Source organism: Microbacterium sp. NPDC008134, assembly GCF_042957055.1.
GTDB lineage: Bacteria > Actinomycetota > Actinomycetes > Actinomycetales > Microbacteriaceae > Microbacterium.
The window spans coordinates 568,479-586,782 of sequence record NZ_JBIBHO010000002.1 but is presented as its reverse complement, the minus strand read 5'-3'; the positions used below and the strand labels follow the sequence as shown (position 1 = coordinate 586,782).

The following is an 18,304-nucleotide window of genomic DNA, read 5'->3' as shown; positions in this document are numbered from 1 at the left end:
ATTTGACAAGTGCACGCTGTTGAGTTCTCAAGGATCGGATGCTCCCACGACCCAGTCATCACAACCAGGCCCGAAGGGCAACTTCTCTATCTTACCCATCTCGTCCGGCTTGTCAAGTCGGCGTGTCGAGCAGATCAATGATCCACCGCACAGCCGGACAGGCTGTAGAAGAGGTGAGTTTCCCATCCTAGACGCAAGCGTCCGTTCTCTCAAGTGAGAGTGGATCGGGAGTGGTTCTCCGCTTGAGGGGGGTGAAGCTCTTGGCTTTCTCCGCTTCCCTGTGGGGCGAACAAGTAATAAGTTACGTGGATTCCGGGGTTCTGGCAAATCGGGGCGCACCACTCGGGCGTGTCGCGGAGCGCTTCGGGAGCCCTTCGCCCCGATCAGCGAGGGTTTCCGGGCTCCGCCGCCCGAGGACTACGCTCGGCGCATGCCCTCGTCACTGCTCGCACGCGTCCTCGACGATCTGCGAACGGCTCCCTCCGCGAGTGTGGAACCCGCCGATTCGCCGATCGATGTCCCGCTCCCCTCCCGGCTCGCAACCGGCGAGCTCGCGCGCTCGAGCGTCGCGGCGATCACTGCGGTCATGGGTGGCGACCTCCCTGCGCTCGACCCGGAACGCATCGCCCTGGCATATCGGAGCGATCGATTCCTCATGATCGACGGGGCCGCTCCCCCGGTATGGTCGCCGTTCTCGGGATTCTGGCCCGCGTCCGACGGGTGGGTGCGCACTCATGGGAACTACCCGCATCACGCAGCCGCCCTCCGGCGTGGCCTCGAGCTCACGGAGGCCGCCGGTTCCGAGGACGTCGCCGACGCGTTCACCCGGATGACGACGTCGGATGCCGTCCGCGCCATCACTGGGAGCGGCGGGCTCGCCGTCGCCGTCTCGCGCGAGAGCCCTGCCCACGACCACGCGCTCCGCTCGCGACCGCTGGTGACGATGACGCGCGACCGAGAACGCCCCGACCTCGCCGGTCCTCCCACCCCCGCGAACACCGGGCTTCCCCTCGCGGGTGTGCGCGTGCTCGATCTGACCCGGGTGATCGCGGGTCCCGTCTGTACCCGGACCCTCGCGCTCCTCGGTGCCGACGTCCTGCGCATCGATCCTCCCGGCCTGGCCGAGGCCGAGTGGCAGCACCTCGACACCGGTCACGGGAAGCGGTCGACCATCCTCGATGCCCGGTCGCCGAGAATGGAGGAGCTGCTGTCCTCCGCCCATGCCGTCGTGCTCGGCTACCGGCCCGCCGCTCTCCGCCGCCTCGGGCTCGATCCGGACTCCCTCGCCCGCCGGCATCCGCATCTCGTCGTCGCCCAGCTCAGTGCCTGGGGTACTGACCATCCGGATCGTGCCGGGTTCGACAGCCTGGTGCAGGCCGAGTCCGGAATCTCCTGGATCGAGTCGCCGGACGGGACCATGCCCGGGGCACTCCCGGCGCAGGCCCTCGACCACAGCGCCGGCTACCTGTTGGCCGCTGCCGTCTCCGTCGCGATCCGTCGACGGAGAACCGAGGGCGGGAGTTGGCGGGTCACCACGTCCCTGCGCCGGATCGCCGCCGAACTGCTCGGGATGCCGCGACGCGATGCGCTCCCTGCCGAGCGCGCGATCGACAGCTCACGCCACACGACCGGTTTCACCGTCGGCGGACGGGACATCGTGACGGTCGGCGCCGCGATTCCCGGCTACGACTTCGCCGCACCGCGCCCCTGGGGACGGGATCGCCCGCGCTGGTGACGTGAGCGGCCCACGGAGATCACGATGCACAGCACGAGCGTGATCGCTCCCCAGATCGCGCAGGCCGGCGGAAGCACCCGGTAGGCGAGGTGCTGCACGGTGAACTCCGCGTCCAGCGGACCCCAGACCAGGACGCCCACGACCCAGGCGACGACCAGGATGGCGGGGAGCGACACCCACCAGGCGACGCGCACCCCGCGCGGCACTCGACGATCGACATCGTCGCGCGGGGACCGACCCCGCAACCAGAGCAGCGCCCACGCCGCGATGATCACGAGTCCGATCACGCTCGATCCGTGCTGCAGCCACTTGAATCCCGGGAGCGGACCCCACATCTCGTCCAGCACCGGGAACAGTTGCACACCGGTGCGTCCTTCGTGCGTGAAGAGATCCCAGACGATGTGCGAGATCACACCGAGGAGCAGCGACACGGCCAGCAGCACCGGATAGCTCCGACGCTGGCCGACTCCCACGGCCTCCCCCGCCGCCGACATCGCCGAGCGATCCCAGTCCTCGGGAAGCCGCCGCGCGACCCCCGCCGGAACCAGCTCCGGCACGGCCGGGCGCAGCACGATGCGCCACACCAGGAAGAGCGCGAACGCCAGAAGTCCGGTCCAGACCACGTTCCCCGCGGTGTGGGTGAACGAGTAGTTCAGCCCGACACCGCGGAGGAACAGTGGAAGATCCGGGGTCATCGCCCCGATCGCGATCGCCGCCGGCACGAGCGGGGTGCGGATGAACGGCAGAGCGACCAGCGCATGACTGGGCGTGAACGGCATCCGTCCTCCTTGTGGTCCGCGCGGAGGCGCGAAGGTTCGGACTCGTCAGGCGATGAAGACGCCGGCCAGCGTCTTCTTGCCACGACGGAGCACGGAGACACCGCCGGGGAGAGAACCGCGCACCGTGTCGTCCTCGTTCTCGACGCGCGCGCCGTCGATCGAGATACCGCCCTGGGCGATCGCGCGTCGGGCCTCGGACAGGCTCGACACCAGACCGGTCGAGACGAGGGCCTCGACCACGGGCGTCGCCCGCGCGACGGTCGCGTTCGGGAGCTCGTCGAGCGCGGTCCGCAGCGTGGCCGCGTCGAGCGCAGTCAGATCCCCCTGGCCGAACAGAGCCTCGGATGCCGCGATCACCGCCGCCGTCGCCTCGACGCCGTGCACCGTGGCGCACACCTCGAGCGCGAGCCGCTTCTGCGCCGCACGACGGAACGGCTCGGACTCGACGAGAGCCGCGTACTCCTCGATCTCGGCACGGGAGAGGAACGTGAAGACCTTGAGGCGCTCGATCACGTCGGCATCCGCAGTGCTCAGCCAGAACTGGTACATGCGGTACGGGCTGCACATCTCGGCATCGAGCCAGATCGCGTTGCCCTCGCTCTTGCCGAACTTCGTGCCGTCACTGTTCGTGATCAGCGGCGTCCCGATCGCGTGGGCCGCCACCCCCTCGGCCCGTCGGATGAGGTCCGTGCCGCTGGTGAGGTTGCCCCACTGGTCGGAGCCGCCGGTCTGCAGCACGCAGTCGTACTGACGGTAGAGCTCGAGGAAGTCCATGCCCTGCAGGATCTGGTAGCTGAACTCGGTGTAGCTGATGCCCTCGTCGGAGTTGAGGCGCGTGGCGACGGCATCCTTCTTGAGCATCGTGCCCACACGGAAGTGCTTGCCGACCTCGCGCAGGAAATCGATCGCTGACAACGACGCGGTCCAGTCGAGGTTGTTGACGATGCGAGCCGCGTTGTCGCCTTCGAAGCTGAGGTAGCGCTCGACCTGCGCCCGCAGCCGATCGACCCACTCGGCCACCGTCTCACGCGTGTTCAGCGTGCGTTCGGCCGTCGGGCGCGGATCGCCGATCAGGCCCGTCGACCCGCCGACGAGTCCCAGCGGCTTGTGGCCGGCGAGCTGGATACGGCGCAGCGTCAACAACTGCACGAGGTTACCCAGGTGGAGGCTGGGCGCCGTCGGGTCGAACCCGCAGTAATACGTGATGGGGTCTCCCGCGAGCAGGGCGCGCAGCGCCTCCTGGTCGGTGGACACATGGACGAGGCCACGCCACACGAGTTCGTCCCACACGTTCTCGAACGTGGGGTCGATCGCCGGCGTCGCAGTCGTCAGAGCGGGATCAGACACGCTTTCCAGGCTATCAGCCGCCGCGCGCCTCATCCGTTCGCCGACCACCAGACGAGGAACGCCGCGCCGAGGGCGATCACCCAACTGACGAGGCTGCCGACGAGGAAGTACTCCGCGCGTGCGCCGGTCTCGCGGCCGCGCGAGATCTCGGGGAATCGCACGATGCCCTTGGCCGCGAGCATCGCCGCCAGCAGGGGGTACGCCGCGGCGAGCGTCAGCATGAGCACCAGGATGCGTTCGAGCGGACCGATCAACCGACCGCCCTGGAAGGCACTGCGTCGATCCGTTGCGGCCGTCGGTTCGGCGGCGGATGCCTCGTCGTCTGCCTTCTCCGCGTCCGTCTCCGTCTCCGTCTCCGTCGGAGCGAGTCGACCGCGCTCGACCGGGCGCCACGTGTGTTCGCCGTCGAGCGCCGCCCGCACCACCAGGTTGCCGGACTCGAGGAGGAAGGCCGCTGCACCGACCACGAGAACGGCGAGATCGAAGGAGATCGGGCCGAGCGGAGAATCGAGGTGCCAGACCTCACCGATGAGGCCGGCATCCGCACGTTCGGGGAGCATCACCACGGCGCCGACGCTGATGATCGCGAGCAGGACGGCCGGCCAGAAGCCGGCGGGCGACGGCCGGCGATCGGGCATGCTCCACACCCAGAGGCAGCCGACGACGAGCGCAGCCAGCATCGGGAGCAACGCATCGCCGACGCTGCCGAGCACGAGCAGCAGCACCGCGACCACCAGGTAGCCGATCCATCGTCGCGCGGCGAACTGCCGGACGAGATCGACGGCCCCGACCGCGAGGAGGAGGAACCCTGCGAGGATCATGCGCTTCCTCCCCGCAGCGTCGACAGGCCCTCGATGAGTGCGTGGGCTCCGGCCCGACGCAGCGACTTCGAAACACTGGGCTGGGACACGCCCTCGATCTCGGCGAGCTCCTGCTGGGAGCGACCCACGACGCGACCGTAGGTCAGTCGTCGCTCCCGCTCGCTCATCGTTCCCACCAGCTCGTCGCGGACGAGGAGGTAGGCGTTCGCTACCGCGATCGTCGACTCCATGACCTCATTCTGACCTGGGGCACCGACAATCCATGTGCGCGAACGCGGGACGGCCCGTTTCTCGCGCTCGTGGGCGATGTCGATCGCCTCGCGCGCGGCCCACCATCCCGGCCCGTCGGGCAGCGCTCCGTGGGCGGAGTCCACGCGGCGGATCTCCCCCACACCGAGACCGAATCGAAGCCCGATGCCGTCGGGAAGCGCGAGGTGGATCATCAGGAGCGCTGTCATCGCATCGTCGAGCCGGGCGTAGACGGCCTGCTGCTCGTCGCCCACCGTCGGCGTGAGCGGTTGCAGCGCGAGGGGACGATCGCGCTCGACGCGGGCGATCGCGTCGTCGAGTCGACGCTGGGCGGCCCCGCGGTCGCTCAGCGCACGGGAGCCGATGATGTCGGCGATCACGGCGATGACCATGCGCATAACCATATCATGCATATTGTTGAGTTATGCCGTTGAGGGTTATATTCTCGAGATATGCCTGATTCGCAGACCATCCCATGGAGCGCGGGGAGCTGGACCCATCCTCCCCACTCGACCGAGAGCGGACGAGAACTCGTCGCCACCGCCGTCGAAGGGAGCGACGCCTGGCGGCACACCGCCTACGGATTCGTGCACGACACCGAGCATGCGCTCCTCGCCCCGCTCGCCGTCGGCGAAGCCATGGAAGTCTCCTTCCTGGCACCGTGGGCCGGGGAGTTCGATCAGGCCGGCATCTTCGTCCGTATCGATGACGAGCACTGGACGAAAGCCGGCGTCGAGTTCGCCGACGGGCACCTCGGCCTCGGTGCCGTCGTCACCGCCGTCCGCTCGGACTGGTCGGTCGGCTACGTCGACGACTGGATCGATGCCGAGATCACCGTGCGCGTGAGCAGATGGGCGGATGCCGTGATCGTGCGTGCCCGCGCGGCCGACGGCCCCTGGCGACTCGTGCGGGTCGCTCCGTTCGACGGCGACGCCACGGCATCCGCCGGGCCGTTCCTGGCCGGACCGACGCGCAGCGGACTCACCGTGCGGTTCACGCGTTGGACGCGCACACCTGCCGACACCGACCTGCACTGAGCGCCGGACCGGTGAGCGCCGGCCCCCAGAGCGTCGGGCCCCGAAAACCCGGGGCCCGACGGCCGTTCAGATGCCGAGCGCGTGGGCTGCGGCCTGCGCCCGAGCGACGAGCTCGGCGCGCTGCTCGGCGACGCGCACCGGAGCGGTGCCGCCGATCCCCGTGCGGGACGCGACCGATCCCTCGATCGTGAGCACTTCACGCACGTCCGGCGTCAGGTGCGACGAGACGCCGGCGAGCAGCTCGTCCGACGCGTCCTCCAGACCGATGCCCTGCTCCTCGCACGCGCGCACCAGGGCACCCGAGATCTCGTGCGCATCCCGGAACGGCACCCGCCGCTTCACGAGCCACTCCGCGACGTCCGTCGCGAGAGAGAATCCCTGCGGCGCGAGAGCCGCCATCCGATCCGTGTCGAAACGCAGGGTGGCGATCATCCCTGCGAACGCGGGCAGCACGACCTCGAGGGTGCGCACCGAGTCGAAGACCGGCTCCTTGTCCTCCTGCAGGTCGCGGTTGTAGGCCAGCGGCAGGCCCTTGAGGGTGGCGAGGAGGCCGGAGAGATTTCCGATGAGGCGGCCCGACTTCCCCCGCGCGAGTTCGGCGATGTCGGGGTTCTTCTTCTGCGGCATGATGCTCGAACCGGTTGAGAAGCCGTCGTCGAGGGTGACGAACCCGAACTCGCGCGTGTTCCAGAGGATGATCTCCTCGGACAGGCGCGAGATGTCGACCCCGATCATCGCGGTCACGAAGGCGAACTCGGCGACCACATCCCGCGCGGCGGTGCCGTCGAGCGAGTTCTCGGCCGGACGGTCGAGTCCCAGTTCGGACGCGACGAGCGACGGGTCGAGACCCAGCGTCGACCCCGCGAGCGCTCCCCCGCCGTACGGCGAGACACCGGCCCGCCGACGCCAGTCGACCAGCCGCTCGAGCTCGCGCACCAGCGGCCACCCGTGGGCCTGCAGGTGATGAGCGAGCAGAACCGGCTGCGCGTGCTGCAGGTGCGTGCGCCCCGGAAGGATCGCTTCGGGGTGCGCCTCGGCCTGCGCGACGAGCGCGTCGATCACCCGGAGGATGTCGCGGGCGATCACCGCTGCGTGGTCGATGAGGTACATGCGCACGAGGGTCGCGATCTGATCGTTGCGACTGCGGCCGGCGCGCAGGCGACCACCCAGCTCCGGCCCCAACTCCACGATCAGCGCCTGCTCGAGTGCGCCGTGGACGTCCTCATCCGTCGGAGCCGGGAGCAGCGTGCCGTCGGCGACCTTGCGCGCGACGGCATCGAGGCCGGCGTGCATGCGGGCCGCCTCGTCCGCCTCCAGGTAACCGGCGGCCTCGAGAGCCGTGGCGTGAGCATGCGAGCCCGCGATGTCGTACGGGGCCAGGACCCAGTCGAAGTGGGTCGACCGGCTCAGCTCCACCAGCTCGGGTGACGGCCCGGTCGCAAACCGCGCGCCCCAGAGTGCACCCTCGTTCGTGCCCTCGCTCTTGCCGCCGCTCATGCGGAGGCTCCGGCGAGGGCGGTTGCCGAACCGTTCTTGCGCAACAGCCACACCAGCAGCGCCTTCTGCGCGTGCAGGCGGTTCTCGGCCTCGTCCCAGACGACGCTCTTCGGACCGTCGATGACCTCGGAGTCGACCTCGTACCCGCGATCGGCGGGCAGGCAGTGGATGAAGATCGCCTCGGGATCCGCGAGCGTCATCGTCTCGGGCGTCACCTTGTAGCCGCCGAGATCGCGGATGCGCGCGAGCTTCTCCTCCTCCTTACCCATAGACACCCACGTGTCGGTGACCACGACGTCGGCACCCGCCGCCGCCTCCACCGGATCGGTGTAGAGCGTGATGGAGCCGCCGGTCTCGGCCGCGCGGCGATCGGCCGCCTCCACGACGTCCGCACGCGGCGAGTAGTCGGCGGGCGACGCGATGCGCACGTGCATGCCCGCCGTGACACCGGCGAGCGCGTACGAGTGCGCCATGTTGCTCTGGCCATCGCCGAAGAACGTCAGCGTGAGACCGGCGAGTTCACCCTTGTGCTCGCGGATCGTGAGCAGATCGGCGAGCAGCTGGCAGGGGTGGAAGTCATCCGACAGCGCGTTGATCACGGGCACCCGCGTGGCCGCCGACATCTCCTCGAGACCCGACTGCGCGTAGGTCCGCCACACGATCGCGGCGACCTGGCGCTCGAGAACGCGTGCGGTGTCGGACGGGGTCTCCTTGCCGCCGAGCTGGCTGCTCGCGGTCGAGATGATGAGGGGCGATCCGCCCAGGTCGGCGATCCCGACCGCGAACGAGACACGCGTGCGGGTCGACGACTTGTCGAAGATCACCGCGACCGTCTGCGGACCGGCGAGACTCTTGTCGGCCCAGCGGTCCTTCTTCAGCTCGATCGCGAGGTCGAGGATCTCGGCCTGTTCGGCAGGGGTGAGGTCGTCGTCGCGCAACAGGTGGCGGGTCATGCGGATACCTTTCCGGGGAGCGACGCAAACACGTCGGAGAGCGTCGCCGCGAACAGCTCGCGGAACTCGGAGATCTCGGCGTCGCCGATCGTGAGGGCGGGCGCGATGCGCACCGTGTCGGGGTTGGCCGCGTTGACGATGAGGCCGCGCTCCTGTGCAGCCGCCACGACAGCGCCCGCGACGGGCTCGGTGAGAGCAACGCCGATCAGCAGACCGCGACCGCGCACACCGGCGACCAGCGGCGAGTCGAGGCCGAGGATCGTTTCGCGTAGCTCCTCGCCGCGACGTGCGGCGTTCTCGACGAGCCCCGCATCCTCGATCTCGGCGAGTACGGCATCCGCCACCGCCGTGGCCAGCGGATTCCCGCCGAACGTCGACCCGTGCGAGCCAGGCGTGAACAGATCGCTCGCCGAGCCATAGGTCACCAGCGCGCCGATCGGGAAGCCGCCGCCGATGCCCTTCGCGAGGGTGATCGCATCCGGCGTGATGCCCTCATGGCTGAAGCCGAACCAGGCCCCCGTGCGCCCGGCACCGGTCTGGATCTCATCGACGATGAGGAGCGCGCCGTGCGCGAGCGTCAGCGAGCGGGCCGCGGCGAGGTACCCCTCGGGCAGTTCGACGACACCCGCCTCCCCCTGGATCGGCTCGACGATGACCGCGGCGACGCGATCGTCCATCGCGGCCTCCAGCGCCTCGATCGTCGCGGGGATGTGCTCCACGCCTCCGGGCATCGGCTCGAACGGCGCGCGCATCGCCTCCTTCGCGGTCAGGGCGAGCGACCCCATCGTGCGGCCGTGGAAGCCGTTCTCGAGCGCGATGATGCGCGGCCGCTCGGCGCCGCCGTGCAGACGGGCGAGTTTGAAGGCCGCCTCGTTGGCCTCGGCGCCGGAGTTGGAGAAGAACACGCGGCCGGCGATCCCCGCGCCCGCGAGACGCTTGAGGCGGGCTGCGAGCGCCAGCTGCGACGGCGTCGCGAAGTAGTTCGACACGTGAGCGAGCGTCGCGGCCTGTCGGGAGACCGCCTCGACGAACACCGGGTGCGCGTGACCCAGGGAGGTCACCGCGATCCCCGCGAGGAAGTCGAGGTGGCGTCGGCCCTCGGAGTCCCACAGATAGGAGCCCTCGCCACGCGTCAGCAGCGCCAGCCGCGCTCCGGCGTTGAGTACGAGGTCGCGCTGCGCGTCGTCCTGCCAGATGGTCATCCTGCCACCACTTCCGTTCCGATTCCTTTGCTGGTGAAGAGTTCGACGAGCACCGAGTGCGGCACCCGTCCGTCGATGATCGCCGCCGCGTCCACGCCGCCCTCGACCGCGTCGAGGCACGCGCGCATCTTCGGGATCATCCCCGACTCGAGGCTCGGCAGCATGTCGGTGAGCGCCGTCGACGTGAGATGCGACACGAGCGAGTCGCGGTTGGGCCAGTCGGCGTAGAGCCCCGGCACATCCGTGAGGATCACGAGCTTGCGGGCGCCGAGGGCGACGGCGAGCGCCGCCGCCGCGGCATCCGCGTTGACGTTCAGGGAGTGTCCCGGGTGGTCGAGATCGGGTGCGATGCTCGACACGACGGGGATGCGCCCGGCGACCAGATGATCGATCACCGCCGTCGGATCGACCTCGACGACGTCGCCGACGCGCCCCAGGTCGACCTCCGCCCCGTCGACCATCACCCCGCGACGACGCCCACCGAACAGACCCGCGTCCTCACCGCTGAGTCCCGTGGCGATCGGGCCGTGGGAGTTGATCTTGGTCACCAGTTGCGGGTTCACCTGGCCGGTGAGCACCATGCGCACCACGCCGATCGCCTCGGTGTTGGTGACCCGGTACCCGCCCTTGAACTCGCTCGGGATCTCCAGGCGTCCGAGCATGTCGGAGATCTGCGGGCCGCCGCCGTGCACGACCACCGGCTGCACCCCGACGTAGCGGAGGTACGCGATGTCCTGCGCGAACGCATCCTGCAGTTCGTCCGACACCATGGCGTTTCCGCCGTACTTGACCACGACGATCTGGTCGCGGAATTTCTTCAGCCACGGCAGCGACTCGATGAGAGTGGTCGCCTTCTGCGCCGCCTCTTCGGCCGGGGTGTCCTGGATGTCGGTCATGAGGCGTAGGCGCTGTTCTCGTGAACGTAATCGTGGGTGAGGTCGTTGGTGAGGATCGTGGCGGATGCTTCGCCCGAACGCAGGTCGATGACGAGGTTCGTCGCCCGAGGCGCGAGGTCGACGTCCTCGCGCGGACGGTCCGGGCCGCCGGCCGTGCACACACGCACGTCGTTCATCCAGACGTCGACGTCGTAGGGGTCGAACTGCGCGGATGTCGTGCCGATGGCCGCGAGCACCCGACCCCAGTTCGGATCATTGCCGAAGATCGCCGCCTTGAAGAGATTGTTGCGGGCCACGGAACGGCCGACCTCGACCGCTTCCTGTTCGGTCACCGCGCCGCGCACCTCGATCGTGATGTCGTGGCTCGCGCCCTCGGCGTCGCCCTGCAGCTTGACGGCGAGCTCCTGGCAGAGCTCGCGCAGCGCCGCTCGGAACGCGTCGGGATCGGGCTTCACGCCGCTCGCCCCGTTGGCGAGGAGGGTGACCTGGTCGTTCGTCGACATGCAGCCGTCCGAGTCGAGCCGGTCGAATGTGGTGCCGGTGGCGGCGCGCAGTGCGGCGTCCGCCTCGAGCGGTTCGAGGTCGGCATCCGTGGTCAGCACGACGAGCATGGTCGCAAGGCCCGGGGCGAGCATGCCAGCACCCTTCGCCATGCCGCCGATCGTCCACCCCTCCCCCTGCGCGGTCGCCGTCTTCGCGACCGTATCGGTGGTCATGATCGCCCGGGCCGCGTCGTCGCCGCCGTCTGCCGACAGCGCCGCGATCGCCTGCTCGGTGCCGGCGAGCACCTTCGCACGGAAGACCTCGTCACCGGTGCCGATCAGACCTGTAGAGCACACGAGCACGTCACCCGCGCTGATGTCGAGCAGCTCCGCGGCCTTCTCGGCCGTCTGGTGCGTGGTCTGGAATCCGAAGCTCCCGGTGAAGCAGTTCGCGCCGCCGGAGTTGAGCACGACCGCCTCGACGACACGATCGGCGATCACCTGCTGCGACCAGATGATCGGGTTCGCCTTGGCGCGATTGCTCGTGAAGACGGCGGCTGCGACCTTGCGCGGGCCGCGGTTGACGACGACGGCGACATCGGGCTTGCCGGTGGACTTGAGGCCGACGGCGACGCCTGCCGCCTCGAAACCTGCGGGGGCGGTGACGCTCACGGGGCGACTCCGTTCACTGAGAGCGCGCGATCCTCGGGGAGGCCGAGCGCGATGTTCATGGACTGGATGGCGGCGCCGGCGGTGCCCTTGACGAGATTGTCGACCGCCGTGACGACCGTGACGCGATTCGCCGCGCGGTCGATCGCGAGCCCGATCAGGGCCGTGTTGGCGCCGAGCACGTCGGCGGTGCGCGGGAAGACGCCCTCGGGCAGAAGTTGCACGAACGTCTCGTCGCCGTAGGCGTTCTGCCAGGCTGCCCGGATGTCGGCGTCGGAGACACCGGCGACGATCGGCGCGGTCGACGTCGCGAGGATTCCCCGCGACATCGGCACGATCACCGGCGTGAAGGAGATGCGGATGCCCTCGCCCTCCGCCCCGGATGCTGCGGCGAGCGCCTGACGGATCTCGGGGATGTGCCGGTGAGTGCCGCCCACGGCGTACGGGTTCGCGGTTCCGAGGACCTCGCTCGCGAGCAGGTTCGTCTTCAGGCTCTTGCCCGCGCCGGAAGGCCCGACCGCGAGTACCGAGACGATGTCGCCCGGGTCGATCACGCCGGCGGCGACACCGGGGGCGAGGCTGAGGCTGACGGTGGAGGCGTTGCAGCCGGGAGCGGCGATGCGGGTCGCACCGCGCAGGTGCTCGCGCTGCTTCTCTCCGTCGACGAGGAGCTCGGGCACACCGTAGGTCCACGGGTCGTGGAAAGTGCCACCGTAGAACGCATCCCACGCGTCTCGCGACGTCAGGCGGTGATCCGCTCCGGCGTCGATGACGAGCGGAACGTCGCCCAGCGCGTCGGTGTACTGCCCGGACTGTCCGTGCGGGAGGGCGAGCACGACGATGTCGTGACCCGCGAGGATATCGGGCGTGGTGTCCTGCAGCGTGAGGTGCGCGAGCGAGCGCAGGTGGGGCTGGTGCTGGACGAGCGGCTGTCCGGCGTTCGAGTGCGCTGTGACGGTGCGGATCTCGATGTCGGGGTGAGCGGCGAGGAGGCGGAGGATCTCGCCGCCCGCATAGCCGGATGCGCCGGAGACGGCGACGGAGTACGTCATGCTTCTACCTTAACGGTCGGGGCTTCGGAGGACCGGGGCGGCGACACCGGTGCTCGACCGTCGTCCGCCGGGATCGGCGGGCAGGAGCGCGGGGTCGCCTAGCGTCGGCGGTCGCGGCGTCGGCGCACCGGAGCGGCGCTCGGAACGAGCGTCGAGACAGCGGAGAGGGCCGAAGGCATGCCGCGACGATAGCGCGCCATCGGCGGCATCCGCAAATCCGTCATGTCACCCGGCGGCGCTCCGCTCTCGGGGAGCGCGGAAGGGAGCACGGAAGAACGCCTGTTCATGGGCGCTCGAGAGTTCGAACGCGCGCCACATCCGCGCGCGGGTGGCGTCATCCGCCGCAGCCGCCGCCCGGGTGACGAAAGCGACCGCTCGGTCCGTCGCCGAGGCGAACGCCGGGTCGGCGTACGTGGCCAGCCACGTGGCGTACGGATGCCGCGGATCACGCGCATCGTCGCCGAAATCCCCCGCATGCAGGCGCTCACCGAGGTCGGTGTAGAGCCAGAAGCACGGCAGCACGGCGGCGATGAGCTCCGGATAGCTGCCGCCGAAGGCCACGGAGCGCAGGTGGTCGAGGTACGCGGTGGTCGCCGGGGCGGGTTCCTCGGCGAACGTCGCCGCGGACACCCCGTCCACCGGCGTCAGCCACGAAGCGTGGAGCTCGAGCTCACCCAGGATCGACCCTCTGGCCGACTCCGCCCAGAAGGCCTGCTCGTCGGCGGTGGGTGCGAGCCGCGCAGCCTCGGCGAGGACGCGTGCGTAGTCGCGCAGGTACAGTGCGTCCTGCGCGAGGTAGAAGAGGAAATCCTCCCGGGCGAGGGATCCGTCGGCGAGACCCCGGATGAACGGCAGCCCGTCGATCCCCGCGCGGATCCCGGCGATCCCGCGCCACCAGTCGTCGGCGATCTCCTCCGGAAGCGGCCGGGTGGCCGCCCCGCCCCGCGCCCAGAGCCCCGCCAGGTGATGGATCGGGCCGCGCCCCGCGCCTACCCGCAGCGCATCGCTCGCGCGCAGCGACTCGCGCAACCATGCCCGCGCGGCACGCACCGCCTCGCCGAGGTCGTCACCCCCGGCGAGGCGGGTCGCCAGGGCCGAGGACAGCGAGCATCCCGTTCCGTGGGTGTTCGCCGTCGCGATGCGCTCTCCGCCGAACTCCTCCCGGATGTCGCGGCGAACGTCGATGATCGCATCGGGCGTCCGGTCGCCGGCGAGGTGGCCTCCCTTGACCAGCACCGCCACACCGTGCTCGCTCGAGAGCGCTTCTCCCGCGGCGAGCGCCGCCGACCATCCGTCGATCTCCCGGCGGGTGAGAACCGCGAGCTCCGCGAGGTTCGGCGTGACGAGATGGGCGCGGTGGAGCACCGAGACCAGGGCCTCCTCGGCATCCGCGTCGAGAAGCCGGTCCCCGCTCGTCGCCACCATCACCGGATCGAGCACCACGATCGGCGGATGCACCCGCTCCAGCCACGCGCTCACGGCCTGCACGACCGCGGCGTTCGCGAGCATCCCGATCTTCACGGCGTCGATCACGATGTCGTCGGACAGCGCGTCCAGCTGCGCGGAGAGGAACGCCGCGTCCGGCACGTGCACGTCGCGCACGCCCCGCGTGTTCTGCACGGTGAGCGCGGCGATCGCCGCCATCCCGTACCCGCCGTTCGCCGCGATCGATTTGAGGTCGGCCTGGATCCCTGCCCCGCCGGACGGGTCGCTGCCGGCGATGCTCAGGACGCGCGGTACGGCTCCGCGTCGCCATCGCGCCCGGAACGCCGCGGCCGCTGAGCGCGGATCCGGGGAGGCGCACAGCGCGGAGACGACCGCGAGTCCCGCGGCACCGGCATCCTGCAGGTGCTCCGTGTCGTCGATCCCGACGCCTCCGATCGCGACGCAGGGCAGAGCGGCTTCGCGGGCGAGCGCCCGGAATCCCTCGATGCCGAGTGCCGGCGGGTGATCGGGTTTGGTCGCCGTCGGACGGATGACGCCCACGCCGAGGTAGTCGACCGTCCCCTCGGGCAACGCGCGGATCGCGTCGAGATGCGCCGCGCTGTTCGCCGTCAGCCCGATGAGCGCGTCCGGGCCGAGAGCCACGCGCGCCTCGAGCACCGAGGCATCGCCCTGGCCGAGATGGACCCCGTCGACCCGGGCACCCCGTGCGCGCGCGGCGAGGGCCGCCTCGAGACGATCGTTCACCACGAGGAGCGCGCGTCCGTCGATCACGCGGGACAGCTCGACCAGTCGTGCGACGACCTCGGCGTGTCCGGCATCCTTCTCCCGGAGCTGGACGATGCGCACACCGCCGTCGACCGCCTGACGCACCGTCTCGACGACGCCGCGTTCGCCGCAGAGACCGGCGTCGGTGACGAGATACAGGGAGAGGTCGGCGATCATCGCGTCGCTTCCTCGACGCGTGAGCGTGCGCTCACGTCGGCCGGTTGGATCGCTGCGAGCGCGTCCAGAAGCGCGACGGCGAAGCTGCCCGGTCCCGTTGCCGTGGCCGCGGCATCCTCCGCGGCGATCGTGTAGACGAGCGAGGCCGCGGCGACGGCATCGAGCGCTCCGACGTCCGTCGCCCGCGCGGCTCCGAGGAACGCCGCCATCACCGCACCGAGTGCACAGCCGCCGCCGGTCACACGGGTCAGGAGCGGGTCGCCGTTCGCCAGACGCACGATCCGCTCGCCGTCGGTCAACAGATCCACCGCGCCGGAGACCGCGACGACGCTGCCGTGCCGTCGGGCGAGGTGCCGCGCGGCGTCCCGCGCGGCTTCGGTGCTGTCGGTGGCATCGACTCCGCGTCCGCCCGCGCTCATCCCCGCCAGGGCGAGGATCTCCGATGCGTTACCGCGGATCGCCGTCGGTCGACGCTCGGCGAGGTCACCCGCCAGGGCGGTACGCACCGGCAGTACTCCGATCGCGACGGGGTCGAGCACCCAGGGTGTCCCCGCGAGCGTCGCCGCCTCGGCGGCTTCGAGACTCGCCGCACGTTGCTCCGGCGCGGGCGTGCCGAGGTTCACGAGCAGACCCGAGGCCGCACCCGCGAACATCCCCGCCTCGCCCACGATGTCGACCATCGCCGGCGCGGCGCCGACGGCGAGCAGCACGTTGGCGGTGAAGCCGGTCACGACCGCATTGGTGATGCAGTGGGTCAACGGCGGCGCCGCGCGCAGCACCTCGAGCAGTTCGGCCGCGCACTGCACGGTCGAGGGGGCGGACGATGGACGCAGACGATCGCTCATTGCGACATCCCTTCGCTAGTACGAACTAGATCAGGTTCGACGGGTGTGATCTCAGCCGCGGATGCGGCACCCCGTGTCACTCGTCTCAGAGTCTAGCGACGCGCTCGGCGCCTCCGAGCTCCGCGAGGAGGATTTCCTCCTCCGCCCGTCCGAGACCGGCCCGACGAGGACGATCCACGCCGCGCATCCACTCGTCGGCCACGACCCGCGCGGCCGTCTCACCGAGGGGGCTCAGCGAACCTCCCGTCGCGAGGAACCTCTCGTTGCGGCGGGTCATGAACCCGGGCATGTCCGCCGGGAGCCAGAGCGGCAGAGAGCGCGCGCCCATCCAGTACTCCACGCCCCGCGCGCGCAACCACTCCTCGCTCGCCTCCCGCACTCCCGCGGTGTGCCCGGTAGCGCGACGCACGGCATCGAGCATCTCGGCGAGCGCGATGCTGTCGCCGATCGCGTTCACCGCGCCGACGGCCCGCGAGGAGACGACGTAGGCCGCGAGGTCGTCGACGTCGATGATCTGGGCGGCACGTCCGTCCAACGGTGGCACGAGCACCGGCCGCTCCCCCGCCCGCGCGAACGCCGCCGCCCAGTAACCGAAGCGGTCGCTCGGGTCGCCCTCGCCCACGATCAGCCCGGGTCGCACGCTCAGTGCGCGATCACCCAGCGTGGCGACGGCGTCTTCGGCGGCCGCCTTCTGCGCTCCGTAGTCGGCTTCCGCCGCCGAGGAGGACGGATGCCGCGATGCGGACTCGTCGGTCCCGACGGTCTCGTCGTCGGCGTACACCGAGATCGAGGACACGAAGACCCAGCGCGCGGCACGGACGCCCAGTTCGTCGACCGCCCTGGCGACCTGGAGCGCGGAGGATGAGACGTCGACCACGAGATCCCATTCGCCGTCGAGTTCGCGGTACGGGTCGATGCCGGCGCGGTCCCCGACCACGAGCGTCGCCCCGTCCGGCGCCGGACGGCCCCCTCGCGCGAGGCACGTCACGGCGGTTCCGTCCTGGAGGAGGCGGTCGGCGATCCGGCTCGACAGCCATCCGGTACCACCGAGGATCAGTGCCTTCGTCATGCATCCAGCACACCAGCACCGGCGCGTCGACGGAAGCGCCTCTGCTCAGAGCGGAGTCTCGGATCGGTACGGAGTGTCGGATGCTGCTGACACCATGGGGCCATGCTCACGACCCTCGCCGTCTCCGGCTACCGCTCGCTCGTCGACGTCGTCGTGCCGCTCGATCCGCTCACGGTGATCACGGGGGCGAACGGTACGGGCAAGTCGAACCTCTACCGTGCGTTGCGCCTGCTCGCGGCGACCGGCCACGGCGCAGCGGTCGCCGCGATCGCACGCGAGGGCGGCCTCGACAGCGTGCTGTGGGCGGGCCCCGAGACGCCGCAGGGCGAGGGCGCCCATGGAACGAGGCGCACCCGCCCGGTCTCGGTGCGCCTCGGCATCGCCGCCGACGAGGTCGGGTACCTCATCGACCTGGGGCTCCCGCAGACCGATGAACGCAGTCTGTTCACGCGCGACCCGGAGATCAAGCGCGAGCAACTGTTCACGGGTGCCTTCGCTCGGCCGGGAACGCTGTTCGTCGACCGTCTGCGCGGCGGCGTGCGCGTGCGGGGCGACGACGGCTGGGAATCGGTGGATCAGCCGATGGGACCGGGACAGAGCGTTCTGCTCGACCTCGTCGACGGCGGCGCCCGGTGGGAGACGGCATCCCTGCGCGCCCGCATCGCCGGCTGGCGCTTCTACGACCACCTCCGCACCGATATCGGCGCCCCGGCCCGGCTGCCGCAGGTCGGCACCCGCACCCGCTGGTTGAGCGACGACGGATCCGACCTCGCCGCCGTCTGGGCGACGACCACGGAAGCGGGACGCGGGGCGCCTCTCGACGAGGCCGTCGACCGCGCATTCCCCGGGTCACGGGTGAAGGTCTCGGTCGCCGACGGGTCGTTCCGGCTCCAGTTGAGCCAACCCGGCCTCCTGCGTCCGCTCGACGCCTCCGAACTCTCCGACGGCACCCTGCGGTATCTGCTGTGGTGCGCGGCGCTGCTCCCCGCCGATCCGCCGCCGCTCCTCGTCGTCAACGAGCCCGAGTCGAGCCTGCACACGAGCCTCATAGACCCCCTGGGCTCGTTGCTCGCGCATGCGGCGACCCAGACGCAGGTGATCGTCGTGACGCACTCGGCTCCCCTTCGCCGCGCCCTCGCCGAGGCGGGCGGAACGGTCGTCGAGCTCGAGTCCGACGGCTACGGCACCCGGGTGCGCGACCAGCTGCCGCTCGAGCGGCCGAGCTGGCACTGGCCGTCGCGCTAGCGTGAACGCTGCGCGACGGCCAGTGCGTGCGAGACGGT

The 18,304-nt window shown here is 70.4% G+C and carries 16 protein-coding genes and 1 riboswitch; of the genes, 3 read left to right on the top strand and 13 right to left on the bottom strand.

The window, feature by feature from the left end; all coding sequences use genetic code 11:
• Positions 1 to 430: 430 nt before the first annotated feature.
• A complete protein-coding gene (locus ACFY9N_RS13555) occupies positions 431 to 1,735 on the top strand; it encodes a CoA transferase (RefSeq protein WP_391479234.1) in 1,305 nt (434 codons plus the stop codon).
• On the opposite strand, the gene ACFY9N_RS13550 is transcribed toward ACFY9N_RS13555, so the two are convergent.
• Genes ACFY9N_RS13550 through ACFY9N_RS13535 form a run of 4 tightly spaced genes read right to left on the bottom strand, consistent with a single transcriptional unit; the run spans position 1,684 to position 5,323 of the window.
• Positions 1,684 to 2,514 carry a DUF4184 family protein gene (locus tag ACFY9N_RS13550; protein ID WP_391479232.1) on the bottom strand — a complete coding sequence of 277 codons (831 nt, stop codon included), beginning with the start codon at positions 2,512 to 2,514 and terminating at the stop codon, positions 1,684 to 1,686. The two genes, ACFY9N_RS13555 and ACFY9N_RS13550, sit on opposite strands and share 52 nt — an antisense overlap.
• A 45-nt stretch (positions 2,515 to 2,559) precedes the next feature.
• Positions 2,560 to 3,894, bottom strand: coding sequence for a tyrosine--tRNA ligase (gene tyrS, locus ACFY9N_RS13545; RefSeq protein ID WP_391479231.1), 1,335 nt, complete (start codon positions 3,892 to 3,894; stop codon positions 2,560 to 2,562).
• On the bottom strand, positions 3,891 to 4,682 hold the full coding sequence (locus ACFY9N_RS13540; protein ID WP_391479230.1) for a hypothetical protein: 792 nt from the start codon (positions 4,680 to 4,682) through the stop codon (positions 3,891 to 3,893). Before ACFY9N_RS13540 ends, tyrS begins: the two co-directional genes overlap by 4 nt.
• Positions 4,679 to 5,323, bottom strand: a complete 645-nt coding sequence (locus tag ACFY9N_RS13535; protein WP_391479228.1) for a SatD family protein — start codon at positions 5,321 to 5,323, stop codon at positions 4,679 to 4,681. The genes ACFY9N_RS13540 and ACFY9N_RS13535 overlap by 4 nt, the downstream gene beginning before the upstream one ends.
• Positions 5,324 to 5,383: 60 nt before the next feature.
• On the opposite strand from ACFY9N_RS13535, the gene ACFY9N_RS13530 reads away from it, so the two are divergent.
• Positions 5,384 to 5,968: a DUF1349 domain-containing protein gene (locus ACFY9N_RS13530; RefSeq protein WP_391479227.1), complete on the top strand. Its 585-nt coding sequence runs from the start codon at positions 5,384 to 5,386 to the stop codon at positions 5,966 to 5,968.
• Between the two features lie 66 nt (positions 5,969 to 6,034).
• Here ACFY9N_RS13530 and argH read toward each other — a convergent pair whose 3' ends face one another.
• The 9 genes from argH to ACFY9N_RS13485 form a co-directional block, all read right to left on the bottom strand.
• Positions 6,035 to 7,465: an argininosuccinate lyase gene (argH, locus tag ACFY9N_RS13525; RefSeq protein ID WP_391479226.1), complete on the bottom strand. Its 1,431-nt coding sequence runs from the start codon at positions 7,463 to 7,465 to the stop codon at positions 6,035 to 6,037.
• Positions 7,462 to 8,418 (bottom strand): ornithine carbamoyltransferase, encoded by a 957-nt coding sequence (argF, locus tag ACFY9N_RS13520; RefSeq protein ID WP_391479225.1) that lies wholly within the window; start codon positions 8,416 to 8,418, stop codon positions 7,462 to 7,464. Before argF ends, argH begins: the two co-directional genes overlap by 4 nt.
• Positions 8,415 to 9,620, bottom strand: a complete 1,206-nt coding sequence (locus tag ACFY9N_RS13515; protein WP_391479224.1) for an acetylornithine transaminase — start codon at positions 9,618 to 9,620, stop codon at positions 8,415 to 8,417. Before ACFY9N_RS13515 ends, argF begins: the two co-directional genes overlap by 4 nt.
• Positions 9,617 to 10,516, bottom strand: a complete 900-nt coding sequence (gene argB, locus ACFY9N_RS13510; RefSeq protein WP_391479222.1) for an acetylglutamate kinase — start codon at positions 10,514 to 10,516, stop codon at positions 9,617 to 9,619. Before argB ends, ACFY9N_RS13515 begins: the two co-directional genes overlap by 4 nt.
• Positions 10,513 to 11,670: a bifunctional glutamate N-acetyltransferase/amino-acid acetyltransferase ArgJ gene (argJ, locus tag ACFY9N_RS13505; RefSeq protein ID WP_391479221.1), complete on the bottom strand. Its 1,158-nt coding sequence runs from the start codon at positions 11,668 to 11,670 to the stop codon at positions 10,513 to 10,515. The genes argB and argJ overlap by 4 nt, the downstream gene beginning before the upstream one ends.
• Positions 11,667 to 12,719, bottom strand: a complete 1,053-nt coding sequence (gene argC, locus ACFY9N_RS13500) for an N-acetyl-gamma-glutamyl-phosphate reductase (protein WP_391479219.1) — start codon at positions 12,717 to 12,719, stop codon at positions 11,667 to 11,669. The genes argJ and argC overlap by 4 nt, the downstream gene beginning before the upstream one ends.
• 225 nt (positions 12,720 to 12,944) lie before the next feature.
• On the bottom strand, positions 12,945 to 15,107 hold the full coding sequence (locus tag ACFY9N_RS13495) for a bifunctional hydroxymethylpyrimidine kinase/phosphomethylpyrimidine kinase (protein ID WP_391479218.1): 2,163 nt from the start codon (positions 15,105 to 15,107) through the stop codon (positions 12,945 to 12,947).
• Complete coding sequence (gene thiM, locus ACFY9N_RS13490) at positions 15,104 to 15,952, bottom strand: hydroxyethylthiazole kinase (RefSeq protein WP_391479217.1); 849 nt, start codon at positions 15,950 to 15,952, stop codon at positions 15,104 to 15,106. The genes ACFY9N_RS13495 and thiM overlap by 4 nt, the downstream gene beginning before the upstream one ends.
• Positions 15,943 to 16,036: riboswitch (TPP riboswitch) on the bottom strand. It overlaps the preceding gene by 10 nt.
• Position 16,037: 1 nt before the next feature.
• Complete coding sequence (locus tag ACFY9N_RS13485) at positions 16,038 to 17,021, bottom strand: NAD-dependent epimerase/dehydratase family protein (RefSeq protein ID WP_391479215.1); 984 nt, start codon at positions 17,019 to 17,021, stop codon at positions 16,038 to 16,040.
• 102 nt (positions 17,022 to 17,123) lie between these two features.
• Here ACFY9N_RS13485 and ACFY9N_RS13480 point away from each other — a divergent pair, with 102 nt between their 5' ends.
• Positions 17,124 to 18,266 carry an AAA family ATPase gene (locus ACFY9N_RS13480; RefSeq protein WP_391479214.1) on the top strand — a complete coding sequence of 381 codons (1,143 nt, stop codon included), beginning with the start codon at positions 17,124 to 17,126 and terminating at the stop codon, positions 18,264 to 18,266.
• The last annotated feature ends 38 nt before the right edge of the window (positions 18,267 to 18,304 follow it).

Bases quoted from the DNA above. Each gene is read 5' to 3' on its own strand.
- ACFY9N_RS13515 (WP_391479224.1), bottom strand. From the start codon at position 9,620: ATGACCATCTGGCAGGACGACGCGCAGCGCGACCTCGTACTCAACGCC.
- tyrS (WP_391479231.1), bottom strand. From the start codon at position 3,894: ATGAGGCGCGCGGCGGCTGATAGCCTGGAAAGCGTGTCTGATCCCGCT.
- ACFY9N_RS13535 (WP_391479228.1), bottom strand. From the start codon at position 5,323: ATGGTCATCGCCGTGATCGCCGACATCATCGGCTCCCGTGCGCTGAGC.
- ACFY9N_RS13540 (WP_391479230.1), bottom strand. From the start codon at position 4,682: ATGATCCTCGCAGGGTTCCTCCTCCTCGCGGTCGGGGCCGTCGATCTC.
- ACFY9N_RS13550 (WP_391479232.1), bottom strand. From the start codon at position 2,514: ATGCCGTTCACGCCCAGTCATGCGCTGGTCGCTCTGCCGTTCATCCGC.
- ACFY9N_RS13530 (WP_391479227.1), top strand. From the start codon at position 5,384: ATGCCTGATTCGCAGACCATCCCATGGAGCGCGGGGAGCTGGACCCAT.
- argC (WP_391479219.1), bottom strand. From the start codon at position 12,719: ATGACGTACTCCGTCGCCGTCTCCGGCGCATCCGGCTATGCGGGCGGC.
- thiM (WP_391479217.1), bottom strand. From the start codon at position 15,952: ATGAGCGATCGTCTGCGTCCATCGTCCGCCCCCTCGACCGTGCAGTGC.
- ACFY9N_RS13480 (WP_391479214.1), top strand. From the start codon at position 17,124: ATGCTCACGACCCTCGCCGTCTCCGGCTACCGCTCGCTCGTCGACGTC.
- ACFY9N_RS13555 (WP_391479234.1), top strand. From the start codon at position 431: ATGCCCTCGTCACTGCTCGCACGCGTCCTCGACGATCTGCGAACGGCT.
- ACFY9N_RS13495 (WP_391479218.1), bottom strand. From the start codon at position 15,107: ATGATCGCCGACCTCTCCCTGTATCTCGTCACCGACGCCGGTCTCTGC.
- argF (WP_391479225.1), bottom strand. From the start codon at position 8,418: ATGACCCGCCACCTGTTGCGCGACGACGACCTCACCCCTGCCGAACAG.
- ACFY9N_RS13485 (WP_391479215.1), bottom strand. From the start codon at position 17,021: ATGACGAAGGCACTGATCCTCGGTGGTACCGGATGGCTGTCGAGCCGG.
- argH (WP_391479226.1), bottom strand. From the start codon at position 7,465: ATGAGCGGCGGCAAGAGCGAGGGCACGAACGAGGGTGCACTCTGGGGC.
- argB (WP_391479222.1), bottom strand. From the start codon at position 10,516: ATGACCGACATCCAGGACACCCCGGCCGAAGAGGCGGCGCAGAAGGCG.